General features: G+C 68.3%; 19 protein-coding genes and 1 pseudogene. 14 read left to right on the plus strand and 6 right to left on the minus strand.

Features of this window, described 5'->3' with window-relative positions; translation table 11 throughout:
* Positions 1–3: 3 nt before the first annotated feature.
* The 6 genes from map to AWC16_RS20995 all read left to right on the plus strand — a co-directional run bounded on the left by map (position 4) and on the right by AWC16_RS20995 (position 5,810).
* Positions 4–861, plus strand: coding sequence for a type I methionyl aminopeptidase (gene map, locus AWC16_RS20970; protein WP_085266642.1), 858 nt, complete (start codon positions 4–6; stop codon positions 859–861).
* Positions 862–947: 86 nt separating this feature from the next.
* On the plus strand, positions 948–1,511 hold the full coding sequence (locus tag AWC16_RS20975; RefSeq protein ID WP_085266643.1) for an alpha/beta fold hydrolase: 564 nt from the start codon (positions 948–950) through the stop codon (positions 1,509–1,511).
* A gap of 66 nt (positions 1,512–1,577) precedes the next feature.
* The gene (locus AWC16_RS20980; protein ID WP_085266644.1) at positions 1,578–2,942 is read left to right on the plus strand and encodes a glutamine synthetase family protein; all 1,365 of its coding nucleotides are present in this window, start codon (positions 1,578–1,580) and stop codon (positions 2,940–2,942) included.
* Positions 2,929–3,672, plus strand: coding sequence for a gamma-glutamyl-gamma-aminobutyrate hydrolase family protein (locus AWC16_RS20985; RefSeq protein WP_085266645.1), 744 nt, complete (start codon positions 2,929–2,931; stop codon positions 3,670–3,672). The genes AWC16_RS20980 and AWC16_RS20985 overlap by 14 nt, the downstream gene beginning before the upstream one ends.
* A complete protein-coding gene (locus tag AWC16_RS20990) occupies positions 3,672–5,033 on the plus strand; it encodes an aldehyde dehydrogenase family protein (RefSeq protein WP_085266646.1) in 1,362 nt (453 codons plus the stop codon). The genes AWC16_RS20985 and AWC16_RS20990 overlap by 1 nt, the downstream gene beginning before the upstream one ends.
* Positions 5,034–5,810 carry a 3-oxoacyl-ACP reductase gene (locus AWC16_RS20995; protein WP_085266647.1) on the plus strand — a complete coding sequence of 259 codons (777 nt, stop codon included), beginning with the start codon at positions 5,034–5,036 and terminating at the stop codon, positions 5,808–5,810.
* 25 nt (positions 5,811–5,835) lie between these two features.
* On the opposite strand, the gene AWC16_RS21000 is transcribed toward AWC16_RS20995, so the two are convergent.
* The 3 genes from AWC16_RS21000 to mtr all read right to left on the minus strand — a co-directional run bounded on the left by AWC16_RS21000 (position 5,836) and on the right by mtr (position 10,231).
* Positions 5,836–6,930 carry a hypothetical protein gene (locus tag AWC16_RS21000; RefSeq protein ID WP_085266648.1) on the minus strand — a complete coding sequence of 365 codons (1,095 nt, stop codon included), beginning with the start codon at positions 6,928–6,930 and terminating at the stop codon, positions 5,836–5,838.
* Between the two features lie 114 nt (positions 6,931–7,044).
* Positions 7,045–8,841 (minus strand): acyl-CoA dehydrogenase, encoded by a 1,797-nt coding sequence (locus AWC16_RS21005; RefSeq protein ID WP_085266649.1) that lies wholly within the window; start codon positions 8,839–8,841, stop codon positions 7,045–7,047.
* Between the two features lie 10 nt (positions 8,842–8,851).
* A complete protein-coding gene (gene mtr / locus AWC16_RS21010) occupies positions 8,852–10,231 on the minus strand; it encodes a mycothione reductase (protein WP_085266650.1) in 1,380 nt (459 codons plus the stop codon).
* Positions 10,232–10,262: 31 nt separating this feature from the next.
* Here mtr and mqo point away from each other — a divergent pair, with 31 nt between their 5' ends.
* The 4 genes from mqo to AWC16_RS21030 all read left to right on the plus strand — a co-directional run bounded on the left by mqo (position 10,263) and on the right by AWC16_RS21030 (position 16,436).
* Positions 10,263–11,732 carry a malate dehydrogenase (quinone) gene (gene mqo, locus AWC16_RS21015; RefSeq protein WP_085266668.1) on the plus strand — a complete coding sequence of 490 codons (1,470 nt, stop codon included), beginning with the start codon at positions 10,263–10,265 and terminating at the stop codon, positions 11,730–11,732.
* Positions 11,733–11,752: 20 nt separating this feature from the next.
* Positions 11,753–12,970, plus strand: coding sequence for a uroporphyrinogen-III C-methyltransferase (cobA, locus tag AWC16_RS21020; RefSeq protein ID WP_085266651.1), 1,218 nt, complete (start codon positions 11,753–11,755; stop codon positions 12,968–12,970).
* A gap of 126 nt (positions 12,971–13,096) precedes the next feature.
* Positions 13,097–14,584 (plus strand): MFS transporter, encoded by a 1,488-nt coding sequence (locus AWC16_RS21025; RefSeq protein ID WP_109561526.1) that lies wholly within the window; start codon positions 13,097–13,099, stop codon positions 14,582–14,584.
* A gap of 94 nt (positions 14,585–14,678) precedes the next feature.
* A complete protein-coding gene (locus AWC16_RS21030; protein ID WP_085266653.1) occupies positions 14,679–16,436 on the plus strand; it encodes a proline--tRNA ligase in 1,758 nt (585 codons plus the stop codon).
* Here the strand turns inward: AWC16_RS21030 and AWC16_RS21035 are convergent.
* The 3 genes from AWC16_RS21035 to AWC16_RS21045 are packed head-to-tail and all read right to left on the minus strand — an operon-like array spanning position 16,433 to position 17,687.
* Positions 16,433–16,756, minus strand: coding sequence for a DUF732 domain-containing protein (locus AWC16_RS21035; protein ID WP_165759284.1), 324 nt, complete (start codon positions 16,754–16,756; stop codon positions 16,433–16,435). The genes AWC16_RS21030 and AWC16_RS21035 overlap by 4 nt on opposite strands.
* Before the next feature lie 17 nt (positions 16,757–16,773).
* Complete coding sequence (locus AWC16_RS21040; protein WP_085266654.1) at positions 16,774–17,232, minus strand: ferritin-like domain-containing protein; 459 nt, start codon at positions 17,230–17,232, stop codon at positions 16,774–16,776.
* Positions 17,229–17,687, minus strand: coding sequence for a hypothetical protein (locus AWC16_RS21045; protein ID WP_234812370.1), 459 nt, complete (start codon positions 17,685–17,687; stop codon positions 17,229–17,231). Before AWC16_RS21045 ends, AWC16_RS21040 begins: the two co-directional genes overlap by 4 nt.
* A 249-nt stretch (positions 17,688–17,936) precedes the next feature.
* Between AWC16_RS21045 and rimP the strand changes: the two are divergent.
* From rimP to AWC16_RS24565, 4 genes and pseudogenes are all read left to right on the plus strand, one after another.
* Positions 17,937–18,458: pseudogene (rimP, locus tag AWC16_RS21050) on the plus strand (ribosome maturation factor RimP); the annotation flags it as partial.
* 95 nt (positions 18,459–18,553) lie between these two features.
* Complete coding sequence (gene nusA / locus AWC16_RS21055) at positions 18,554–19,597, plus strand: transcription termination factor NusA (protein ID WP_085266657.1); 1,044 nt, start codon at positions 18,554–18,556, stop codon at positions 19,595–19,597.
* 77 nt (positions 19,598–19,674) lie between these two features.
* Positions 19,675–20,073: a YlxR family protein gene (locus AWC16_RS21060; RefSeq protein WP_085266658.1), complete on the plus strand. Its 399-nt coding sequence runs from the start codon at positions 19,675–19,677 to the stop codon at positions 20,071–20,073.
* Between the two features lie 66 nt (positions 20,074–20,139).
* A partial coding sequence (locus tag AWC16_RS24565; protein WP_207572374.1) for a translation initiation factor IF-2 N-terminal domain-containing protein occupies positions 20,140–20,502 on the plus strand: 363 nt, incomplete at its 3' end.

A 20,502-nucleotide genomic window follows, 5' to 3' on the forward strand; every position in this document is an offset into this window, starting at 1 on the left:
GTGATGCCAGTTCGTGCCCCGCTTTCCCCCGGTGCGGTGTCCCCGACGCTGCCGGTGCCCCATTCGATCCCGCGTCCGGAATACGTCGGCCGTGCCACCGCCGCCGAGGGCAGCGAGCCGTGGGTGCAGACCCCCGAGGTGATCGAGAAGATGCGGGTTGCCAGCCGGATCGCGGCGGGTGCACTCGCCGAGGCGGGCAAGGCCGTCGCTCCCGGGGTGACCACCGATGCGCTGGACCGCATCGCCCACGAGTACATGATCGAGCACGGCGCCTACCCGTCCACGCTCGGTTACAAGGGCTATCCGAAGTCGTGCTGCACGTCGCTCAACGAGGTCATCTGCCACGGCATCCCGGACTCGACGGTGATCGCAGACGGGGACATCGTCAACATCGACGTCACCGCCTACATCGACGGCGTGCACGGCGACACCAACGCCACCTTCCTGGCCGGTGACGTCGCCGAGGAGCACCGGCTGCTCGTCGAGCGCACCCGGGAGGCGACGATGCGGGCGATCAAGGCGGTCAAGCCGGGCCGCGCACTGTCGGTGATCGGCAGGGTCATCGAGGCCTATGCGAATCGGTTCGGCTACAACGTGGTTCGCGACTTCACCGGTCACGGGATCGGCACGACCTTCCACAACGGGTTGGTGATCCTGCACTACGACCAACCCGAGGTGGACACCATCATCGAACCGGGGATGACCTTCACCATCGAGCCGATGATCAACCTCGGGAGCCTGGACTATCAGATCTGGGACGACGACTGGACGGTGGTCACCAACGACGGGCAGTGGAGTGCGCAGTTCGAGCACACCCTGGTGGTGACCGACGACGGAGCCGAGATCCTCACCCTCCCGTGATCGGCCTGTTGAGCCGTGTCTGTTGAGCCGCTGAGTCGCCGGTGAAAACCGCCCCTTGAGGCTGGACGGGCTGTAGCGTGGCGCAAATGCCGGGCACGATGATGACCATCGACGGGTTTCCGATCCCAGTCGAGGTGGCAGGCCCGCCGAACGGGCCTGTCGTCGTCGTGCTCGCGGCAGCACAGCACCCGCTCACCGCCTATGACGCGGTCTGCCAGCGACTGCACACCGCCTCGCTGCGAACCATCGTGATCGGCGCCGACGCGCGGCTGACACCCAAGTCGGTGGTGGGCATCCTGGATTCTCTGGGCGTGCAGTGCGGTGTGCTGGTGGGGGATCGGACCGGCGCCGACAACGCCTGGGAGCTGGCGGCGACGCGCCCGGACCGGTTCACCGGTCTGGTGGTGCTCGACCGGGGCCACCCCCGGGCGCCGGATTTGAGCGGGGCCATTCGCGACGAACGCTGTCCTCCGGTGGAGATCAACACCACCGTCCTGGTCAGTTCCAGGGCTACAGCGGCCGTGGCCAACGCCAGCCAGCGGTTTGTCTACGGCGAGCATCGGCTGGTGGCGCTGCCGGGGCGACGCAGCGCCCAGGAGTTCACCGCGCAGCTCGCGATGGAGATCGTCTTGCGGGCCAGCACCTGGTAGGTGGCCGGCGGCGGGCGAGTAGCCTGGCAGCACTTGTCAGGAGATCGTCGTCGGCGAAGGAGCACCATGACCCGGCCCGCGATGCTGTCCATGGTCGAGCTGCAGCAACTGGTCGGGTCGGGCGACATCGACACCGTCGTGGTGGCCTTCACCGACATGCAGGGTCGCCTGGTCGGCAAGCGAGTCGCGGCCGAGCATTTTCTCGCCGAGGTCGCCGACCACGGCGTGGAGTGCTGCAGCTATCTGCTGGCTGTCGACGTCGAGATGAACACCATTCCCGGCTACTCGATCGCCGACTGGGGGACCGGCTACGGCGATCTGGTGCTCAAACCCGACTTCGCGACGCTGCGCCGCATCCCGTGGCTGCCCGGCACCGCGCACGTGATGGCCGACGCGCACTGGCCGGACGGCGGCCCGGTCGCGGTGGCGCCTCGCCAGATCCTGGCCGCCCAGACCGCGCGGCTCGCCGAACGCGGACTGGTCGCCTATGCCGCAACCGAATTGGAGTTCCTGGTCTTCGAGGACAGCTACCGGCAGGCGTGGGCCGGCGGGTATCGCGGGCTGACCCCCGGGACCGACTACAACTCCGACTACGGCCTGGTCGTCGGTACCCGGCTGGAACCGCTGCTGCGTGACATCCGGCTGGGGATGACCGGCGCGGGCCTGCGCTGCGAGGGCGTCAAGGGCGAGTGCCACAACGGTCAGCAGGAGATCACCTTCCGCTACGAAGAGGCGCTGGTCACCTGCGACAACCACAGCGTCTACAAGAGCGGTGCCAAAGAGATCGCCGATCAGCACGGCAAGAGCCTGACGTTCATGGCGAAGTTCGACGAACGCGAGGGCAACAGCTGTCACGTGCATCTGTCACTGCGCAACGCCGACGGAGCCCCAGTGTTCGCCGATCCGGCCGCACCGCACGGCATGTCGGCGTTGTTCCGTGCGTTCCTGGCCGGTGTGCTGGCCACGATTCCCGAGCTGACCCTGTGTTACGCGCCGAACATCAACTCCTACAAGCGATTCGTCGACGGCAGCTTCGCTCCCACGGCCATCGGGTGGGGGCTGGACAATCGGACCTGCTCGTTGCGGGTCCTGGGCCGTGGCGACTCGATGCGGGTGGAGTGCCGGGTGCCCGGTGGCGACGTAAACCCCTACCTGGCGGTGGCGGCGCTGATCGCAGCGGGCCTGCACGGGATCGACAACGACCTTGAGCTGCCCGAGGAGGTCGAGGGCAACGCCTACCGCGCCGGATTGCCGCAGCTGCCCACGACACTGGCCGATGCCGCGGCACTGTTCGCTGAATCCGCCGTGGCGCGCAAGGCATTCGGTGACGACGTCGTCACGCATTACCTGCACGCCGCCAGGGTTGAGGTGGACGCGTTCAACGCCGCGGTGACCGACTGGGAGAGGGTGCGGGGTTTTGAACGGTTCTGAACCCGAACGGCCGGTCGTCGGTTTGACGACCTACCTGGACCGGGCGCAGTTCGGCGTGTGGGATTCACGGGCGGGCCTGCTGCCCGCCGCCTACCTTCAGGGCATCACCGCCGCGGGCGGAATCGCGGTGCTGTTGCCGCCGCAGCCGGTGACGCCGGAGATCGCCGCGCGGGTGCTCGACGGTGTCAGCGGACTGGTGATCACCGGTGGCCGGGACCTCGATCCGGCCGGCTACGGCCAGCCTCCGCACGCCGAGACCGACCGGCCCGACACCACCCGGGACGCCTGGGAGTTCGCGCTGCTGGCCGAGGCGCTGCGACGCGGACTGCCGGTACTGGGGATCTGCCGCGGCGCCCAAGTACTCAATGTCGCGCTCGGAGGAACGTTGCACCAGCATCTGCCCGACGTGCTGGGTAACTGCGGGCACCGGGCCGGCAACGGGGTGTTCACTCCCATGCCGGTGCGCACCGTAGCCGGCACCCGGCTGGCCGAGCTGCTCGGCGAGACCTGCCAGGTGCAGTGCTACCACCACCAGGCGATCGCCGAGCTGGGTGCGAAACTTGTTGTCAGTGCGCGCGATGACGACGATGTCATCGAGGCGATCGAGCTTCCCGGGGAGGACTTCGTGCTCGCGGTTCAGTGGCATCCGGAGGAGTCCCTGGATGATCTGCGGCTGTTCACCGCGATCGTGGCGGCGGCGGGCAAGTACGCGCAGGCGCGGGTGAGCTAGTGACTCACGAACTCATCAACCCCGCCACCGGGGCGGTCTTCGCCACCGTCGAGCACCTTGAGGCCGCCGCGGTCGACGACGCGGTGCGCCGGGCCCGGGACGCCCAGAAGCGGTGGGCCAAAAGGTCCCCGGCTGAGCGGGCCGCCGCGCTGCGAGACTTCGCCGCGGTGGTCGACGCCCACGTCGACGAGCTGGCCGCGCTGGAGGTGACCAACTCCGGGCACCCGGTGTCGGCTGCCGAATGGGAGGCCGGGCACGTCCGCGACGTGCTGCAGTTCTACGCGGCCAGCCCGGAGCGGTTGTCCGGTAAGCAGATTCCGGTGGCCGGTGGGCTGGACGTCACCTTCCACGAACCGCTCGGCGCCGTTGGGATCATCACCCCGTGGAACTTCCCCATGCCGATCGCGGCATGGGGGTTCGCCCCGGCGCTGGCCGCCGGAAACGCGGTGTTGATCAAACCCGCCGAGTGGACTCCGCTGACCACGCTGCGGCTGGCGGAACTGGCCGTCGAATCAGGTTTGGATCCGGACCTTTTGCAGGTACTGCCCGGCCGCGGTGCCGAGGTGGGCGAGCGGCTGGTCTCCCACCCGGATGTGGCCAAGATCGTGTTCACCGGTTCCACCACCACCGGCACCCGGGTGCTGCAGGCCGGGGCGGCCGGAGTGAAGCGGGTGACGCTGGAACTCGGTGGCAAGAGCGCCAACATCGTGTTCGCCGATTGCGACCTGGAGCAGGCGGCGGCGACCGCGCCCTACGGCGTGTTCGACAACGCCGGGCAGGACTGCTGCGCCCGCAGTCGAATCCTGGTGCAGCGCAGTATCTACGACCGTTTCATGGAGCTGCTGGAACCTGCGGTGACCGGTGTCGTCGTCGGAGATCCGACTTCCCGCGACACCGAGATGGGCCCGTTGGTATCGCGCCCGCACTGGGAGAAGGTTGCCTCCTATGTGCCCGACGACGCGCCGGTGGCCTTCCGCGGCCAGGCGCCCACCGGTCCGGGCTTCTGGTTCCCGCCGACGGTGCTGACTCCGGCGGCCACCGATCGTTGTGTCACCGAGGAGATCTTCGGCCCGGTGGTGACCGTGCTGCCGTTCGAGGATGAAGCCGACGCCGTCGCCTTGGCCAACAACACCGTCTACGGGTTGTCGGGATCGATCTGGACCAATGACCTGTCCCGGGCGCTGCGGGTGTCGCGGGCGGTGGAAGCCGGGAACCTGTCGGTGAATTCGCATTCGTCGGTGCGTTTCAACACCCCGTTCGGGGGCTTCAAACAGTCGGGGCTGGGCCGGGAGCTGGGCGCGGATGCCCCGCTGGCGTTCACCGAGACCAAGAATGTGTTCATCGCAGTGAAGGAGATGTGAGTGACCGATCTGACTCAACGCCTGGCCGGGCGGGTTGCCGTGGTGACCGGTGCCGGCGGCGGCATCGGACTTGCGACCGCCCGGCGGATGCGGTCCGAGGGCGCGCGCATCGTGGTCGGTGACCTCGACCCGACGACGGGAGCCGCGGTCGCCGACGAGTTGGACGGTCTGTTCGTGCAGGTCGACGTCTCCGACCAGGAGCAGGTCGACGCGCTGTTCGACACCGCCGCGCAGACATTCGGCGCAGTCGACATCGCCTTCAACAACGCCGGGATTTCACCTCCGGACGACGATCTGATCGAGACCACCGAACTGCCTGCCTGGCAACGGGTTCAGGACGTCAACCTGAAATCGGTGTATCTGTGCTGCCGGGCGGCACTTCGGCACATGGCCCCGGCCGGGCGCGGATCGATCATCAACACCGCATCATTTGTTGCGGTGATGGGGTCGGCCACGTCCCAGATCTCCTACACCGCCTCCAAGGGCGGCGTGCTGGCCATGTCGCGTGAGCTCGGGGTCCAGTACGCCCGGCAGGGCATCCGGGTCAACGCGCTGTGCCCCGGGCCGGTGAATACCCCACTGCTGCAAGAGCTGTTCGCCGCCGACCCGGAACGCGCCGCACGCCGGCTGGTGCACGTGCCGGTGGGCCGGTTCGCCGAGCCGGAGGAGATCGCGGCCGCGGTGGCTTTCCTGGCCAGCGACGACGCGTCGTTCATCACCGGCTCGACCTTCCTGGTGGACGGCGGGATCAGCTCCGCCTACGTCACGCCGCTGTAGGTTGCTGGCGGGGAGTGTGCCACGGTCATTCCCAATTCGGCTCCCACGCTTTGGGTTTCTGAAACCGGCAAGGGGTACGAAAATCAAACTCGTGCTCACCGCTTTTCCGATAGACGATCCGCATAAGCCACGAGTTCGTGTCGGCTATGAACCCGTGTTCCTGGCCTTCTCGGATACACGATGTGACTGACTCCCACATCATCCGTAGGCCGACCATCGAATTGCTGACATACGACAGGCTCTCCTCGTCCTGGCCCTTTCCAGCGCGAACGTAGATGCAGAGGGACGGGTCGTCGCCGCGCAGCGCCAGGTACGCATCGAAGTCGATGCGCGGATTGTGATCCGTCAGCTCGAAGGTGATCGTGTTCGGAATGTCTGCTGAATCGGTCTCAATCATGTGTTCATCGAAAGTGATGCGCCACCATTCATCCTGGCCTCCGGCCTTTCCCCAGCCGCGAGCCGAGGCAAGAAGGCTTGCCAGGTCATTCAGGCCGGGGACTGTGGTGTCCTTTAGTCCAGGGGCGATGTCTTTTGAAGGGAATGCCGCCCGGCGTTCGTCGCCGGCGGCGGTCAAGTACCTGAACTCTTCTGCGACGAAATCGGCTGTCAACACGTCGGTTTTCGTGCGATGGGAGCTTCCGGGCTCTCCCGGATTCAGAGTGCGTTGATCCGGTCTTGGAGGTGGCCGAAGTGGACGGGGGATGTCAAGACGTAGTGGTTGAGGTTGCGGACCCTCAAGAAGGTGCCGCAGAGGGTAGTTGCCGTAGATACCGGCGACGTCACCGGACATGACCTGATTGTGCTGCTTCATGGCGTCCGCGAGCAGCCTGTCTCGCTGCGCTGCGCGCTCGCGGGCCACACGCACACCCAGCTTCACCGCGTACGCCGTCACCACGACGACGACGGAAACGTCCAACCCAAAGATTGCTGCGCACCCGAAAAATATGAGCCAGGGCATGGCTCTGGTGTGCCAGGTTGATCCGACCTGTTGGCCGTCAGGGGCACGGTCGGCTTTGGCGTCAGCCGCCCTGACCGGGTTGGCAGGTGTCTGTTCGTCTGCCCATCGCTTCACCATGAGGTAAGCGATGGCCAAGGCTATGAGCAGCAGGAAGGGGTTCATCGTGTCTGGATCGCAGACTCAGTGGCGTAATGGCAGTGCTGGTGGAAGGACATACCTTGACCGTAACGACGGGTACCGACACTCCACGCGGTCTGCGTGGCGGCGAGCCGTGCGTCAGAACCACTCCGGGCGCATCTCCAAGGTGGTGCGGTCGAGACTTTCCAACAGGTCGAGTTGCGGGCCGGTCTTCGGCAGCTCGTAACGGAAGAAATACCGGGCCGCCTGCCGCTTGCCGTCGTAGAAGTCTCCGGACCTGCCATCGACGGCCAACAGTTGCTCCAGCCAGATCCAGGCGATGACCACGTGGCCGAAGGCCTCCAGGTAGATCGCGCTGTTGGCCAGCGCGGCATCGATGTCGCCCGAGGCGAACATGGCAGCAGTGACAGCGACCAGTCGCCCGATCACCGCGTCGAGTTGGGCGGCCAGGTCGGCCAACTCACCGCCGGCACGCTGCGCGGCCGCGGTGCTGCCCGTCATCGTCTGATGCAGCGCGGCCAGGCCCGCCCCGTCGCGCTGCACCACCTTGCGGCCCAACAGGTCCAAGCTCTGGATACCGTGGGTGCCCTCGTGGATGGGGTTGAGCCGGTTGTCCCGGTAATGCTGCTCGACGTCGTACTCGCGGGTGTAGCCGTAGCCGCCGTGCACCTGGATGGCCAGGTCGTTGGCGGCCAGACACCACTGCGACGGCCAGCTCTTGGCGATCGGGGTGAGCATGTCCAGCAGCGCGGTGGCGTGGTCGTGTTCCTCGTCGGATTCGGCGGTGTGCTGGATGTCGACGAGGCGCGCGCAGTACAGGGCCAGGGCCAGTGCCCCCTCGACATAGGATTTCTGCGCCAGCAGCATCCGTTTGACGTCGGCGTGTTCGATGATCGGGACCTGCGGCGCCGCCGGGTCTTTCGATGTCGCCGGCCGGCCCTGCGGTCGGCTGCGGGCGTAGTCCAGCGACTTGAGATAGCCGGTGTAGCCGAGCGCGATCGCGCCCATGCCCACTCCCAGCCGGGCCTCGTTCATCATGTGGAACATGTAGCTCAGACCGCGGTGCTCGGTGCCGACGAGGTAGCCGACCGCGCCCGGCTCCCCACCCGGCCGATGGCCGCCCTCCCCGAAGTTGAGCACGGTGTTGGTGATGCCGCGGTAGCCCATCTTGTGGTTGAGCCCGGCCAGCACGACGTCGTTGCGCTCACCGAGCGTGCCGTCGGGTTCCACCAGATACTTCGGCACGATGAACAGCGAAATCCCTTTGGTGCCGGCCGGACCGCCGGGGATCTTGGCCAGCACGAGATGCACGATGTTGTCGGTCAGTTCGTGATCGCCGCCCGAGATCCACATCTTCGATCCGAACAACCGGTAGGTTCCGTCGGGGCGTGGTTCGGCGCGGGTGGTGATGTCGGCCAGCGAGGAGCCGGCCTGGGTCTCCGACAGGCACATCGTCCCGAAGAAGCGACCGGCGAGCATGGGTTTGACGAAGGCGTCGATCTGTTCTTCGCTGCCGAATTTGGCGAGCAGGTTGGCGTTGGCCATGGTCAGCATCGGGTAGCCGGCGGTGCTGACGTTGGCGGCGAACAGCCAGGCGAAGCCGGCCTGGGCCACCGTCGCCGGCAGTTGCGCACCGCCCAGCGAGTAGTCCATCGCCATGCCGATCAGCTCGGCGTCGGCGCAGGCCGCCAACGCCACTTTGACCTCACCGATGATGGTGACCGTCGTCCCGTCGAAGGTCGGCTCATGAGCGTCGCTCTTCTTGTTGTGCGGGGCGAAATAGCGGGTCGCCAACTGTTCGCACAGGTCCAAGGTGTCGGAGAACGTCTCCCGGGAGTGTTCGGCGAACCGGGCCCGCCCGGTCAGCTCGTCGACCCGCAGCCAGTCGAACAGCAGAAAATCCAGGTCCTGGCGGGACAGCAGGAGAGATTTCATCGCGAGCCTTTCATTCCAGGCCGAGCAGCGCGTTCTCGACGACCTCCGGCAACGCCGGGTGGATCCAGTACTGACCGCGCGCCATCTCCGGCGCGGTGAGACCGAAGCTCATCGCCTGGATCAGCGGCTGGATGATCGACGACGCCTGGTAGCCCATGATGTGCGCACCCAGCAGTCGTCCGGTGCCACGTTCGGCGATGAGTTTGGCGAACCCGGTGGTGTCCTCCATGGCCCAGCCGTAGGCGACATCGCCGTAGTCCTGAATCTTCACCGAGATGTCGAGACCCTTTGCCATGGCCTCGGTTTCGGTCAATCCGACGGCGGCGATCTGCGGATCGGTGAACACCGCGAACGGCACGTAGCGGTGATCGGTGACCCGCATCGACTCGGTGTCGTCCCAGTCGCAGAGCAGGTTGTGCTGTACCACCCGGGCTTCGTGGTTGGCCACGTGCTTGAGCTCGTAGGGCGACGACACGTCGCCGAGCGCGAAAACGCCGCGCGCCGAGGTGCGTTGGTATTTGTCGACGGTCACTCGGCCGCCGGCGACGTCGATGCCGGCCTGCCCGGCATCCAGCAGATCGCCGTTGGGCACCCGGCCGGTGGCCACCAGCAGAGCATCGGCCCGCAGCATCGAGCCGTCGTCGAGCTCTACGACCACGCCCTTGCCGTCGTTGCGGGCGGCGACCACGTTGCGGTGAGAGCGCACCTCCCACTTCGCCGCGGCGATCCGGGTGAACCGCTCCGCAACGGTCTCGTCGCAGTGACGCAGCAGTGTGGAGCCGCGGATCACCACCGTGACCCGCACGCCCAATGCGGAGAACACGTGGGCGAACTCGGCGGCGACGAAACCCCCGCCGACGATCACCAGGTGCTCGGGAAGTTCGGGGATCCGCATCACGTCGTCGCTGGTGTAGTAGCGCACCCCGCTGTCGGCGATGGCCGGCGGAATCGCCGAGCGCGCGCCCGCCGCGATCACCACCTGCTCGGCGCTGAACTGCTCACCACCGGCGGTGCGCAGCAGGTACCGGCCATCGGAACCGACCGGGCCGAACCGGGTGTGCTCGGCGTAGACGTCGACGCCTCGCAGGCTGCGGCGGTACTGCTCGCCGCCGGCGGCGATCGGGTCGATCCGCCCGAACACCCGCGAGACGATGTCGTTCCAGCGCACTCGGTCGATTCGGGCATCGATCCCGTACCGGGAGGCCTCGGTCACCGCATTGGCGACCTCGGCGGCGTAGACGAACATCTTGGTCGGGATGCAGCCGACATTGAGGCAGGTCCCGCCGAAGGTGCCCTGCTCGCAGATCGCCACTCGCTTGTTCGCGTAGCGGTCGTCGAGAATGCTGTTGCCCGAACCGGTTCCGATGATCGCCAGGTCGTAGCTCTCCATTGCGTCAGCCTAAACGGTGGGCCGGGATAGGCTGAGTTGCGTGGTCAAACCCGCAAAGACCGACATAGCACTGATCGGTGCGGGCATCATGAGCGCCACGCTGGGGGCGATACTGCGCCGGCTGCAACCGGACGCCGCGATCACCATCGTCGAGCGGTTGGACGCCGCCGCCGAGGAGAGCAGCGACCCGTGGAACAACGCCGGCACCGGCCACGCCGGGCTGTGTGAACTGTTCTACACGCCGGAACAGCCTGACGGCTCGATCGAGATCGCCAAGGCGGTGCGCGTCAACGAGCAGTTCCAGGTGACCCGCCAGTTCTGGGCGTACGCGGTGCAGAACGGGATGTTGACGCAGCCGCGCGACTTCGTGAACCCGGTCCCGCACGTCAGCTTCGTCCACGGCGCCGGCGGCGTCGACTACCTGCGGCGCCGCCATCGTGCGCTGGCCGACAACCCGTTGTTCGCCGGAACCGAGTTCATCACCGACTTCGGTGAGTTCGCCACCCGGCTACCGGCGATGGCCGCCGGTCGAGACCCCGGCATCCCGGTGGCACTGAGCTGGGCGCCCGACGGCACCGACGTCGACTTCGGCGCGCTGGCCAATCAGCTGATCGGCTACGGCGTGCGCCACGGCACCGCGGTGCTGTTCGGCCACGAGGTGCGCACCATCCGCCGCGAGCCCGACGGCAGCTGGACGCTGGATCTGTCCAATCGTCGTACGGGCCAAACCCGAAGGCTCAACGCTGGATTCGTGTTCATCGGAGCCGGGGGAGCGACGCTGGGGCTGCTGCAACGCTCGGGTATCCCCGAAGCCCGGGGATTCGGCGGCTTCCCGATCGGCGGCCGGTTCCTGCGCTGCGGGGTCCCCGAGCTCACCGCTGGCCACCGCGCCAAGGTGTACGGCGCCCCGGCCCCCGGCGCCCCGTCGACGACCGCGCCGCACCTGGATGCCCGGCTGGTCAACGGTGTGCCGTGGCTGCTGTTCGGACCGTTTGCCGGCTGGTCGCCGAGGTTCCTCAAGCACGGCCGCGGCACGGATCTGCCGAGATCGGTCCGCCCCGACAACCTGGCATCGCTGCTGGGCGCCGGGATCCGCGAGCGCGAACTGGTCGGCTATCTGCTCGGCCAACTCCGGCGGACGCACTCCGCCCGCGTCGAGGCACTGCGGGAGTTCCTGCCGGATGCGCTGGACCGGGACTGGTCGGCGCTTACGGCCGGACAGCGGGTGCAGGTGATCCGCAGTGGGCGGCTCGAATTCGACACCACCATCGTCAGCGCCGCCGACGGCAGCATCGCGGGTCTGCTCGGCGCATCACCCGGTGCTTCGACCGCGGTGCCGGCCATGCTGGAGGTGCTGGCGCGCTGCTTCGCCGGGCGGTTCGCCGATTGGCTGCCGACGCTCAAAGAGATGGTGCCCTCGTTGGGCACCCGGCTCTCCGACGAGCCCGCCCTGTTCGAGCAGGTGTGGGAGTGGGGCAGCCAACAGCTTCAGCTCGGCTGAGGGGCCACTAGAGTTGCACGGTGACCGAGAACCCATACCTGGCCGGGTTGCGGCTGGCCGGCCGCAAGGTTGTCGTCGTGGGCGCGGGAAGCGTCGCGCAGCGCCGCCTGCCGCTGTTGGTGGACAGCGGCGCGCATGTGGTGGTGATCGCGCCGAGCGCCACCCCGGCGGTCGAAGCGCTGACGGAACGTAAGCCCGGCATCACCCTGGTCTCGCGCGCCTACCGCGACGGTGACCTGGCCGACGCCTGGTACGCGATCGCGGCCACCGATGCCCCCGACGTCAATGCCGCCATCGTCGCCGAGGCCGACCGGCGCCGGATCTTCTGCGTGCGCGCCGATCTGGCCGTGGAGGGATCCGCGGTCACCCCGGCCAGCTTCGGCTACGCCGGCCTGTCGGTGGGCGTTCTCGCCGGCGGCGAACACCACCGTTCGGCGGTGATCCGCTCGGCCATCCGGGAAGCCCTGCAGTCCGGCGCAATCAACCTGGATACCGAGGCGACCTCCGACGTGGTGCGCGGTGGGGTGGCACTGGTGGGCGGCGGGCCCGGAGATCCGGAACTGATCACGGTCCGCGCCCGTCGCATGCTCTTGCACGCCGATGTGGTGGTGGCCGACCGGCTCGCGCCGCCCGAACTGCTGGCCGAACTGCCCCCCAACGTCGAAGTGATCGATGCGGCGAAGATCCCCTACGGGCGAGCGATGGCCCAGGACGCCATCAACTCGCTGATGATCGAGCGAGCCAAGGCGGGCAAGTTCGTGGTGCGGCTCAAAGGCGGCGACCCGTTCGTATTCGCCCGCGGCTATGAAGAGGTCTTGGCCTGCGCCGAGGCGGGGATTCCGGTGACCGTGGTCCCGGGTGTGACCAGTGCCATAGCGGTGCCGGCCCTGGCCGGGGTTCCGGTCACACACCGGGCCGTGAATCACGAGTTCGTGGTGGTCAGCGGGCATGTCGCGCCAGATGACCCCGAATCGTTAGTGAATTGGGATGCCCTGGCCGCAATGCGCGGAACGATCGTGCTGCTGATGGCCATCGAGCGCATCGAACAATTCAGCGCGGTGCTGCAAAAAGGCGGTCGACCTGCGGATACGCCGGTGCTGGTGGTTCAACACGGCACCACGGCCGCTCAGCACACGTTACGAGCGACGTTGGCCGACGCGCCCGAGAAGATCCGGGCGGAGGGCATCCGACCTCCCGCGATCGTGATTATCGGGGCCGTTGCAGGTTTCGGGGTTTAAACAGCTCTTAATATTACTGTAGGGTAGCCGGTTATGACTGCACTCGATGATGCAGGCCGGGCGACCGCACAGTGGTCCGAAGACGCTGCCGGGGCGGTTCCCCGGGGGCGCACCGGCTCGGATCTGATGAGCTGGACCAGCAGGTATGTGTCGTCGTGGCTGCCGTCTCGCCGCTTCATCTACGCCGTGATCGCCATCGGTGGCATGCAGCTGCTCGCCACCATGGACAGCACTGTCGCCATCGTCGCGCTTCCTAAGATCCAGGACGATTTGGGCCTGTCCGACGCCGGCCGCGGCTGGGTGATCAGTGCCTACGTCCTGACCTTCGGCGGCCTGATGCTGCTGGGCGGGCGACTCGGTGACACCATCGGCCGCAAACGCACCTTCATCAGCGGGGTCGCGCTGTTCACCATCGCTTCCGTGCTGTGTGCGGTGGCCTGGGATGCGCCCACGCTGGTCATTGCCCGGCTCCTGCAGGGCGTCGGCTCGGCCATCGCCTCGCCGACCGCGCTGGCCTTGATCGCCACCACCTTCCCGAAGGGACCGGCCCGCAATGCCGCCACCGCGGTGTTCGGTGCGATGACCGCCGTCGGTTCGGTGATGGGCCTGGTGGTCGGCGGTGCGCTGACCGAGGTGTCGTGGCGGCTCGCGTTCGGTGTCAACGTGCCGATCGGCATTCTGATGATCTATCTGGCCCGCACCGCGCTGACCGAGACCCACAAGGAGCGGATGAAGCTCGACGCCGCCGGAGCGCTGCTGGCCACGCTGGGCTGCACCGCGGCGGTGTTCGCGTTCACGATCGGCCCGGAGAAGGGCTGGATCTCGGTCATCACCATCGGCTCGGGCGTCGTGGCCGTCTTGGCGCTGCTGGCTTTCGCCGTGGTGGAACGCACCGCGGAGAACCCGGTGGTGCCGTTCAGCCTGTTCAAGGACCGCAACCGGTTGGCGACCTTCGCGGCGATCTTCCTGGCCGGCGGGGTGCTGTTCACCGTGACCGTGACCATCGGCCTGTACGTGCAGGACCTGATGGGCTACTCGGCGCTGCGCGCCGGGGTCGGCTTCATCCCGTTCGTCATCGGGCTCGGTGTCGGCCTGGCGGCATCCTCCCAGTTGGTGCGCCGGTTCCCGCCCCGGGTGCTGGTGATCGCCGGAGGCATCGTGGTGCTGGGGGCGATGGTCTACGGCTCGACGGTCGACCGGAACCTCCCGTACTTCCCGAACTTCGTGACGTTGATCGTGCTCGGCGGGATCGGGATCGGGATGATCGTGGTGCCGTTGACCCTGTCGGCCATCGCCGGTGTGGGCTTCGACCAGATCGGCCCGACGTCGGCGATCGCGCTGATGCTGCAGAACCTCGGCGGCCCGATCGTGCTGGCGGTCATCCAGGCCGTGATCACCTCGCGCACGCTCTATCTCGGCGGTACCAACATGCCGGTCAAGACCATGGACGCCACGCAGATCGCCGCGTTGGACGCGGGCTACACCTACGGCCTGCTGTGGGTGGCCGCGGTGGCGGTGCTGGTCGGGGCGATCTCCCTGCTGATCGGCTACACCGCCAAGCAGGTCGCGCACGCTCAGGAGGTCCAGGACGCCTTCGGGGCCGGCACTCTGTAAGCACACCCTCGCCGAGCAGTCGCAGAATCGCATCGCGCGGGCTCCACCAGCGCGACTCTGTGTCTGCTCACGGCTGAAGATAGGCTCTCCCGCTGTGATCACCCGGATGTCCCAACTGTTCCTGCGCACCCTGCGCGACGACCCCGCCGACGCCGAAGTGCCCAGCCACAAGCTGCTGATCCGGGCGGGCTACATCCGGCCGATCGCACCCGGTCTCTACAGCTGGCTGCCGCTCGGGCTACGGGTGCTGCGCAACATCGAGCGGGTGGTGCGCGAGGAGATGAACGCCATCGGCGGCCAGGAGATCCTGTTCCCCGCGCTGCTGCCGCGCGCCCCGTATGAGACCACCAACCGCTGGACCGAGTACGGCGACAGCCTGTTCCGGCTGACCGACCGCCGCGACAACGACTACCTGCTCGGCCCCACCCACGAGGAACTGTTCACCCTGACGGTCAAGGGGGAGTACAGCTCCTACAAGGACTTCCCGGTCGTGCTGTACCAGATCCAGACCAAGTACCGCGACGAGGCGCGGCCGCGAGCCGGCATCCTGCGCGGCCGCGAGTTCGTGATGAAGGACTCCTATTCCTTCGACGTCGACGACGCCGGTCTCCAGGCCGCCTATGAAGCCCACCGGGTGGCCTACCAGAAGATCTTCGATCGGCTCGGGGTGCGCTACGTGATCGTCTCCGCGGTCTCCGGCGCCATGGGCGGGTCGGCATCCGAGGAGTTTCTCGCCGAGAGCGCGATCGGCGAGGACACCTTCGTGCGCTGCCAGGAGTCCGGCTACGCCGCCAACGTGGAAGCGGTCACCACCGCGCGCCCGGAGCCGCTGCCCTTCGACGGACTTCCCGAGCCGAAGGTCTATGACACCGGCGACACCCCGACCATCGCCACCCTGGTGGACTGGGCCAACGGCGCCGGCCTGGGCCGGCCCGTCACCGCCGCCGACACCCTCAAGAACGTCCTGCTCAAGGTCCGCCAACCCGACGGCGACTGGGAACTGCTGGGCATCGGGGTGCCGGGTGACCGTGAGGTCGACGAGAAGCGACTGGGTGCGGCGCTCGATCCCGCGGAGTACGCGCTGCTCGGCGACAGTGATTTCGCCGAGCACCCGTTCCTGGTGAAGGGCTATATCGGCCCTAAAGCATTGCAGGACAACGGTGTCCGCTATCTGGTCGACCCGCGCGTGGTGGACGGCACCAGCTGGATCACCGGCGCGGACGCCCCGGGCAAGCACGTCGTCGGGCTGGTCGCCGGCCGTGATTTCACCGCCGACGGCACCATCGAAGCCGCCGAGGTCCGTGACGGTGACCCGTCACCGGACGGGGCGGGCCCGCTGGTCAGCGCCAGGGGCATCGAGATCGCCCACATCTTCCAGCTCGGCCGCAAATACACCGACGCGTTCGCCGCAGACGTGCTCGGCGAGGACGGGCGCCCGGTGCGGCTCACCATGGGCTCCTACGGCGTCGGGGTATCCCGGCTGGTCGCCGTCATCGCAGAGCAGCAGCACGACGAGCTGGGGCTGCGCTGGCCGTCGCAGATCGCCCCGTTCGAGGTGCACCTGGTGATCGCCAACAAGGACGACGCGGCCCGCGCCGGCGCCACCGAACTGGCCGCCGAGCTGGACCGGCTCGGTCTGGAGGTGCTGTTCGACGACCGGCAGGCCTCACCGGGGGTGAAGTTCAAGGACGCCGAGCTGCTCGGGGTGCCGTGGATCGTCGTCCTGGGACGCGGCTGGGCCGACGGGATCGTCGAACTGCGGGATCGCTTCTCCGGGCAGACCCGCGAGCTTTCCGCCGGCACCGAGCTGGCCGGGCAGATCCTGGCCGCGGTCCGCGGCCAGGACTGCTAACCCGGCGCCTGAGTGCACATGGTGCTGCGCGCCGCACGCACCACGACGGCCGCCTGCTCGGGGCTGGCTCCGTACTGGGCGGCGACCTGGTCGGTCACTGCGGCGGCGGGCTGGCCGGTGTAGAGCTGTCGGCACACCTGCTTGCCGGCCATGAGCAGCTGATCGTCGTCGCCGGGGAAGTTGCCGCGGGTGGCGTCGAGGTACCTGATGTCCTCGGCGGTGTAGGGGATCGGCCAGGCTACGGCCGGACCGGCGCTCCCCAGCATGACTCCTGCCCCCACCGCTGCCGCGATCAGGACGCCTCGCTTGCGCACCGTCATCGGCCCGCTCCTTTCGCTCAGTCCTCGCCACCCGGGAACGCCCGGGTGATCGGCCAATTGCCCAGCGCCCGGTTCCAGTGCGCGGCCAGCACCGCGCTCTGGCCGAGCGCGGTCGCCGCGAACTCCCGGTCGGCGGATTCGTGGGCCTGCTCGACGACCGCGCGCCATGCCGTCGCGGTGTCGTACTCGATCCGGACCGCCAGCCGCAGTGCGTCGTTGGACGTGGTCACCGGCATGGGCAGCTGGTATCCGGCAGCTGCCGGCGGGATCGGAACCGAGCGGCTGGTCAGTATCGCGATGGTCCGGTCCCGGCGTTCGCGGTGCTGACGGATGGTGGCGACCACCAGGTCGTTGAACTCCGGCAAGGAGTACGCCGACACCATCCCGTAACCGTAGACGGCTCCGTATTCGGTGGCCAGCGCGTCGCACAGGGCGGCTTCGGGGCCGCCGACCGGGCTCGGGACGGGAGACGTCATGACTGCGCCACCAGGGCGACCGCGTAGGAGGCCGTGCAGGCTGCCGCGATGGACGCCAGCAGTCCGGCCCGGTAACCCGATGAGGTGATGGCCAGTTTCCCGGCACTGTCGGCTGCCGCGCGCAATGCGTTGACCACCTGGGACACCGTCGGAGCGGGCCCATCCGGCACCGGAGTGGTGGTCTCGGTGGCGTCCGCCGGAGGCTTTCCGGCCGCCCGGGCGATCTCGGTGGCCAGCGCGCGAGCGTGTTCGGCTCGCTCCAGCGACACCTGGTCGAGTGCCGCGGCGAGCTCCCTGGCGTCGTCGGCATCCGGTCCGGTCAGGCGGGCCCGGGCCGCGGCGGCCAGCTCACTGTCGCGTTGCGCCAGCTGCCGTTGCGCTTCCAGATCGTCGACGGCGGGCGGTGCCGGAGCCGAGCCGCAGGCCGGCGCCACCACGGCGAGCAGGGCGAGCATCCCGGCGCCGGTCAGCACGCGCCGTCGGTCGATGGCGGACAGGGGGCCGGGCACTCTGACATCCTGCCATTGCGATGCCGCCCGACCGACTCGGCGTGGCCGCGCGCGAAGCGACTTGCGCGGTGGCCCGCGCTTTTGCCGGTTTGCTGTGGCCGTGCAGCCCACGGCGTATCGTTGGTGGCTGGTTCCCGGCCGCGCCTGGCGCGTGGGAACGCGCCGAGAAGGACAACTCAAGATGAGGAGCTCGCCGTGGCCACCGGGCTACCTTCCCAGACACAGGTGATCGAGCTGCTCGACGCTGAGTTCACCCGCGCCGGATACGACATCGAAGACGTCGTCGTCGACGACCAGGAACCGTTGCCGCGCATCACCGTGGTCGCCGACGGCGACACTCCACTGGATCTGGACACCGCCGCCGCGCTGTCGCGCTCGGCATCGGCTTTGCTCGACACCCTGGAATTCGACGGCCAATACGTGCTGGAGGTCAGCTCGCCCGGTGTGCAGCGGCCGCTGACCACCGCAAAGCATTTTCGCCGCGCGCACGGCCGCAAGGTCGAACTGACCCTGTCCGACGGGTCGGTCCTGACCGGCCGGATGGGTGTCGTCGAGGACGGGGTTCTGACGTTGGTGGTGCGTGCCGGGCGGGATTGGAACCGCCGCCGGCTGCCACTGACCGAGATCAGCAAAGCGGTGGTGCAGATCGAGTTTTCGCCGCCGAGCGAACGTGAGTTGGAGTTGGCGGGCCGACAGGTCCGGGATGCGGGAACGGAGGCGGGCAAAATGAACCGCGCCGACGACGATGCGGTGGGGGTACCCCCAGCCGCGCAGCGGCGAGGGGGCCGTAGCGACGAGGAGGAGTGGCGCCAATGAACATCGACATGGCCGCGCTGCACGCGATCGAGGCCGACAAGGGCATCTCGGTCGACGTGGTCGTGGACACGATCAAATCGGCATTGCTCACCGCCTACCGGCACACCGAGGGCCACCACGCTGAAGCGGTCATCGACGTCGACCGCAAGAGCGGCATGGTGCGGGTGCTGGCCCGCGAGACCGACGCCGACGGCAACGTCATCAGCGAATGGGATGACACTCCGGAGGGCTTCGGGCGCATCGCGGCGACCACCGCCCGCCAGGTGATCCTGCAGCGGCTGCGCGACGCCGAGAACGAGAAGGCCTACGGCGAGTTCTCGGCGCGCGAGGGTGACATCGTCGCCGGTGTCGTCCAGCGTGACGCCCGAGAGAACGCCCGCGGTGTGGTCGTGGTGCGGCTGGGCACCGAGGCCAAGGGCTTCGACGGCGTCATCCGGCCCGCCGAGCAGGCGCCCGGCGAGGCCTACGAGCACGGCGACCGGCTGCGTTGCTACGTGATCGGCGTGACCCGGGGCCTGCGCGAGCCGCGTATCGAGCTGTCCCGCACCCACCCGAACCTGGTTCGCAAACTGTTTGCTCTGGAGGTGCCCGAGATCGCCGACGGGTCGGTGGAGATCGTCGCGGTCGCCCGCGAAGCCGGCCACCGGTCCAAGATCGCGGTGGCCTCGCAGGTCCCGGGGCTCAACGCCAAGGGTGCCTGCATCGGCCCGATGGGCCAGCGGGTGCGCAACGTGATGAGCGAGCTGGCCGGCGAGAAGATCGACATCATCGACTACGACGAGGACCCGGCGCGCTTCGTCGGCAACGCGTTGTCGCCGGCCAAGGTGATGTCGGTGACGGTGATCGACCAGGCGGCCCGGGCCGCCCGGGTGGTGGTCCCGGACTTCCAGTTGTCGCTGGCCATCGGCAAGGAGGGCCAGAATGCCCGCCTGGCGGCCCGGCTGACCGGCTGGCGCATCGATATCCGCAGCGACACCCCGGAGCCCGGCGCCAACGGTGCCGAGCACGAGGCCGACCGGGGCGTGGCCCACGAAGCCTGAGCGGGACGCGACCACAAGCACTGAGCGGTCGGATTCGGGTGGTTCGGGCCGTCGCCGTTGTATGGGTAGACTGAGCCGTGATCCAGCGCGAGACTTCGACAACCGCCTCGCGGACGCACCGCTCCCCACAGGGACCGGTGCGCACGTGTGTCGGATGCCGGAATCGCTCGTTGGCCGTCGAATTGCTTCGGGTGGTCGCTGTGTCAACCGGGAACGGCAACGCCGCCGTGACCGTTGACCTCGCGGGTAACCAGCCGGGTCGGGGTGCGTGGCTGCATCCCGCGCCGGACTGCCTGCAAGCGGCGATCCGGCGGCGGGCATTCGGTCGCGCGTTGCGGATCAGCGGTTCCCCGGATGTATCCGGGGTGGAGGAGTACTTCGATCGGCTCGGAGATGGATCCGAGGGATCGGGCTCGCCATCCCGGCCAACCAGAACAGGTAGCGAAGAACATGAGCACACCGTGAAGTCCCGATGACCATGCGTCATAGCTAAACCCGAGGCGCGGCCCACCACCGCTGTCGCCTCATAGACAGGAGATGTAGTGGCAAAGGCCCGCGTACACGAGTTGGCCAAGGAACTCGGTGTCACCAGTAAGGAAGTCCTCGCCCGCCTGAGCGAGCAGGGCGAATTCGTCAAGTCGGCATCCTCGACCGTGGAAGCCCCCGTCGCGCGCCGGCTGCGCGAGTCCTTCGGCGGCGGCAAGCCCGCCCCGAAGAGCGAAGAGCCCGCCAAGGCGGCAGCCCCGGCTCCGGCTGCTGCGCCGGCTGCCACCCCGGCCCCGGCCAAGCCGGCGCCGTCCGGTGACGGCGAGGCCGCCAAGCCGGCCGCACCCGCCGCCGCGAAGCCGTCGGCTCCGGCCGCGCCCGCGGCCGCGACTCCTCCGCCGGCAGCGCCGCCCCCGGGG

Origin of the sequence: Mycolicibacter longobardus (assembly GCF_002102265.1) — a bacterium.
In the GTDB taxonomy this organism is placed as follows: domain Bacteria; phylum Actinomycetota; class Actinomycetes; order Mycobacteriales; family Mycobacteriaceae; genus Mycobacterium; species Mycobacterium longobardum.

Excerpts from the sequence above, each read along its gene's own strand:
- map (WP_085266642.1), top strand. The coding sequence starts at position 4 with ATGCCAGTTCGTGCCCCGCTTTCCCCCGGTGCGGTGTCCCCGACGCTG.
- AWC16_RS20975 (WP_085266643.1), top strand. The coding sequence starts at position 948 with ATGCCGGGCACGATGATGACCATCGACGGGTTTCCGATCCCAGTCGAG.
- AWC16_RS20980 (WP_085266644.1), top strand. The coding sequence starts at position 1,578 with ATGACCCGGCCCGCGATGCTGTCCATGGTCGAGCTGCAGCAACTGGTC.
- AWC16_RS21000 (WP_085266648.1), bottom strand. The coding sequence starts at position 6,930 with ATGAACCCCTTCCTGCTGCTCATAGCCTTGGCCATCGCTTACCTCATG.
- AWC16_RS21005 (WP_085266649.1), bottom strand. The coding sequence starts at position 8,841 with ATGAAATCTCTCCTGCTGTCCCGCCAGGACCTGGATTTTCTGCTGTTC.
- mtr (WP_085266650.1), bottom strand. The coding sequence starts at position 10,231 with ATGGAGAGCTACGACCTGGCGATCATCGGAACCGGTTCGGGCAACAGC.
- AWC16_RS21025 (WP_109561526.1), top strand. The coding sequence starts at position 13,097 with ATGAGCTGGACCAGCAGGTATGTGTCGTCGTGGCTGCCGTCTCGCCGC.
- AWC16_RS21035 (WP_165759284.1), bottom strand. The coding sequence starts at position 16,756 with ATGACGGTGCGCAAGCGAGGCGTCCTGATCGCGGCAGCGGTGGGGGCA.
- AWC16_RS21040 (WP_085266654.1), bottom strand. The coding sequence starts at position 17,232 with ATGACGTCTCCCGTCCCGAGCCCGGTCGGCGGCCCCGAAGCCGCCCTG.
- AWC16_RS21045 (WP_234812370.1), bottom strand. The coding sequence starts at position 17,687 with ATGCTCGCCCTGCTCGCCGTGGTGGCGCCGGCCTGCGGCTCGGCTCCG.
- nusA (WP_085266657.1), top strand. The coding sequence starts at position 18,554 with ATGAACATCGACATGGCCGCGCTGCACGCGATCGAGGCCGACAAGGGC.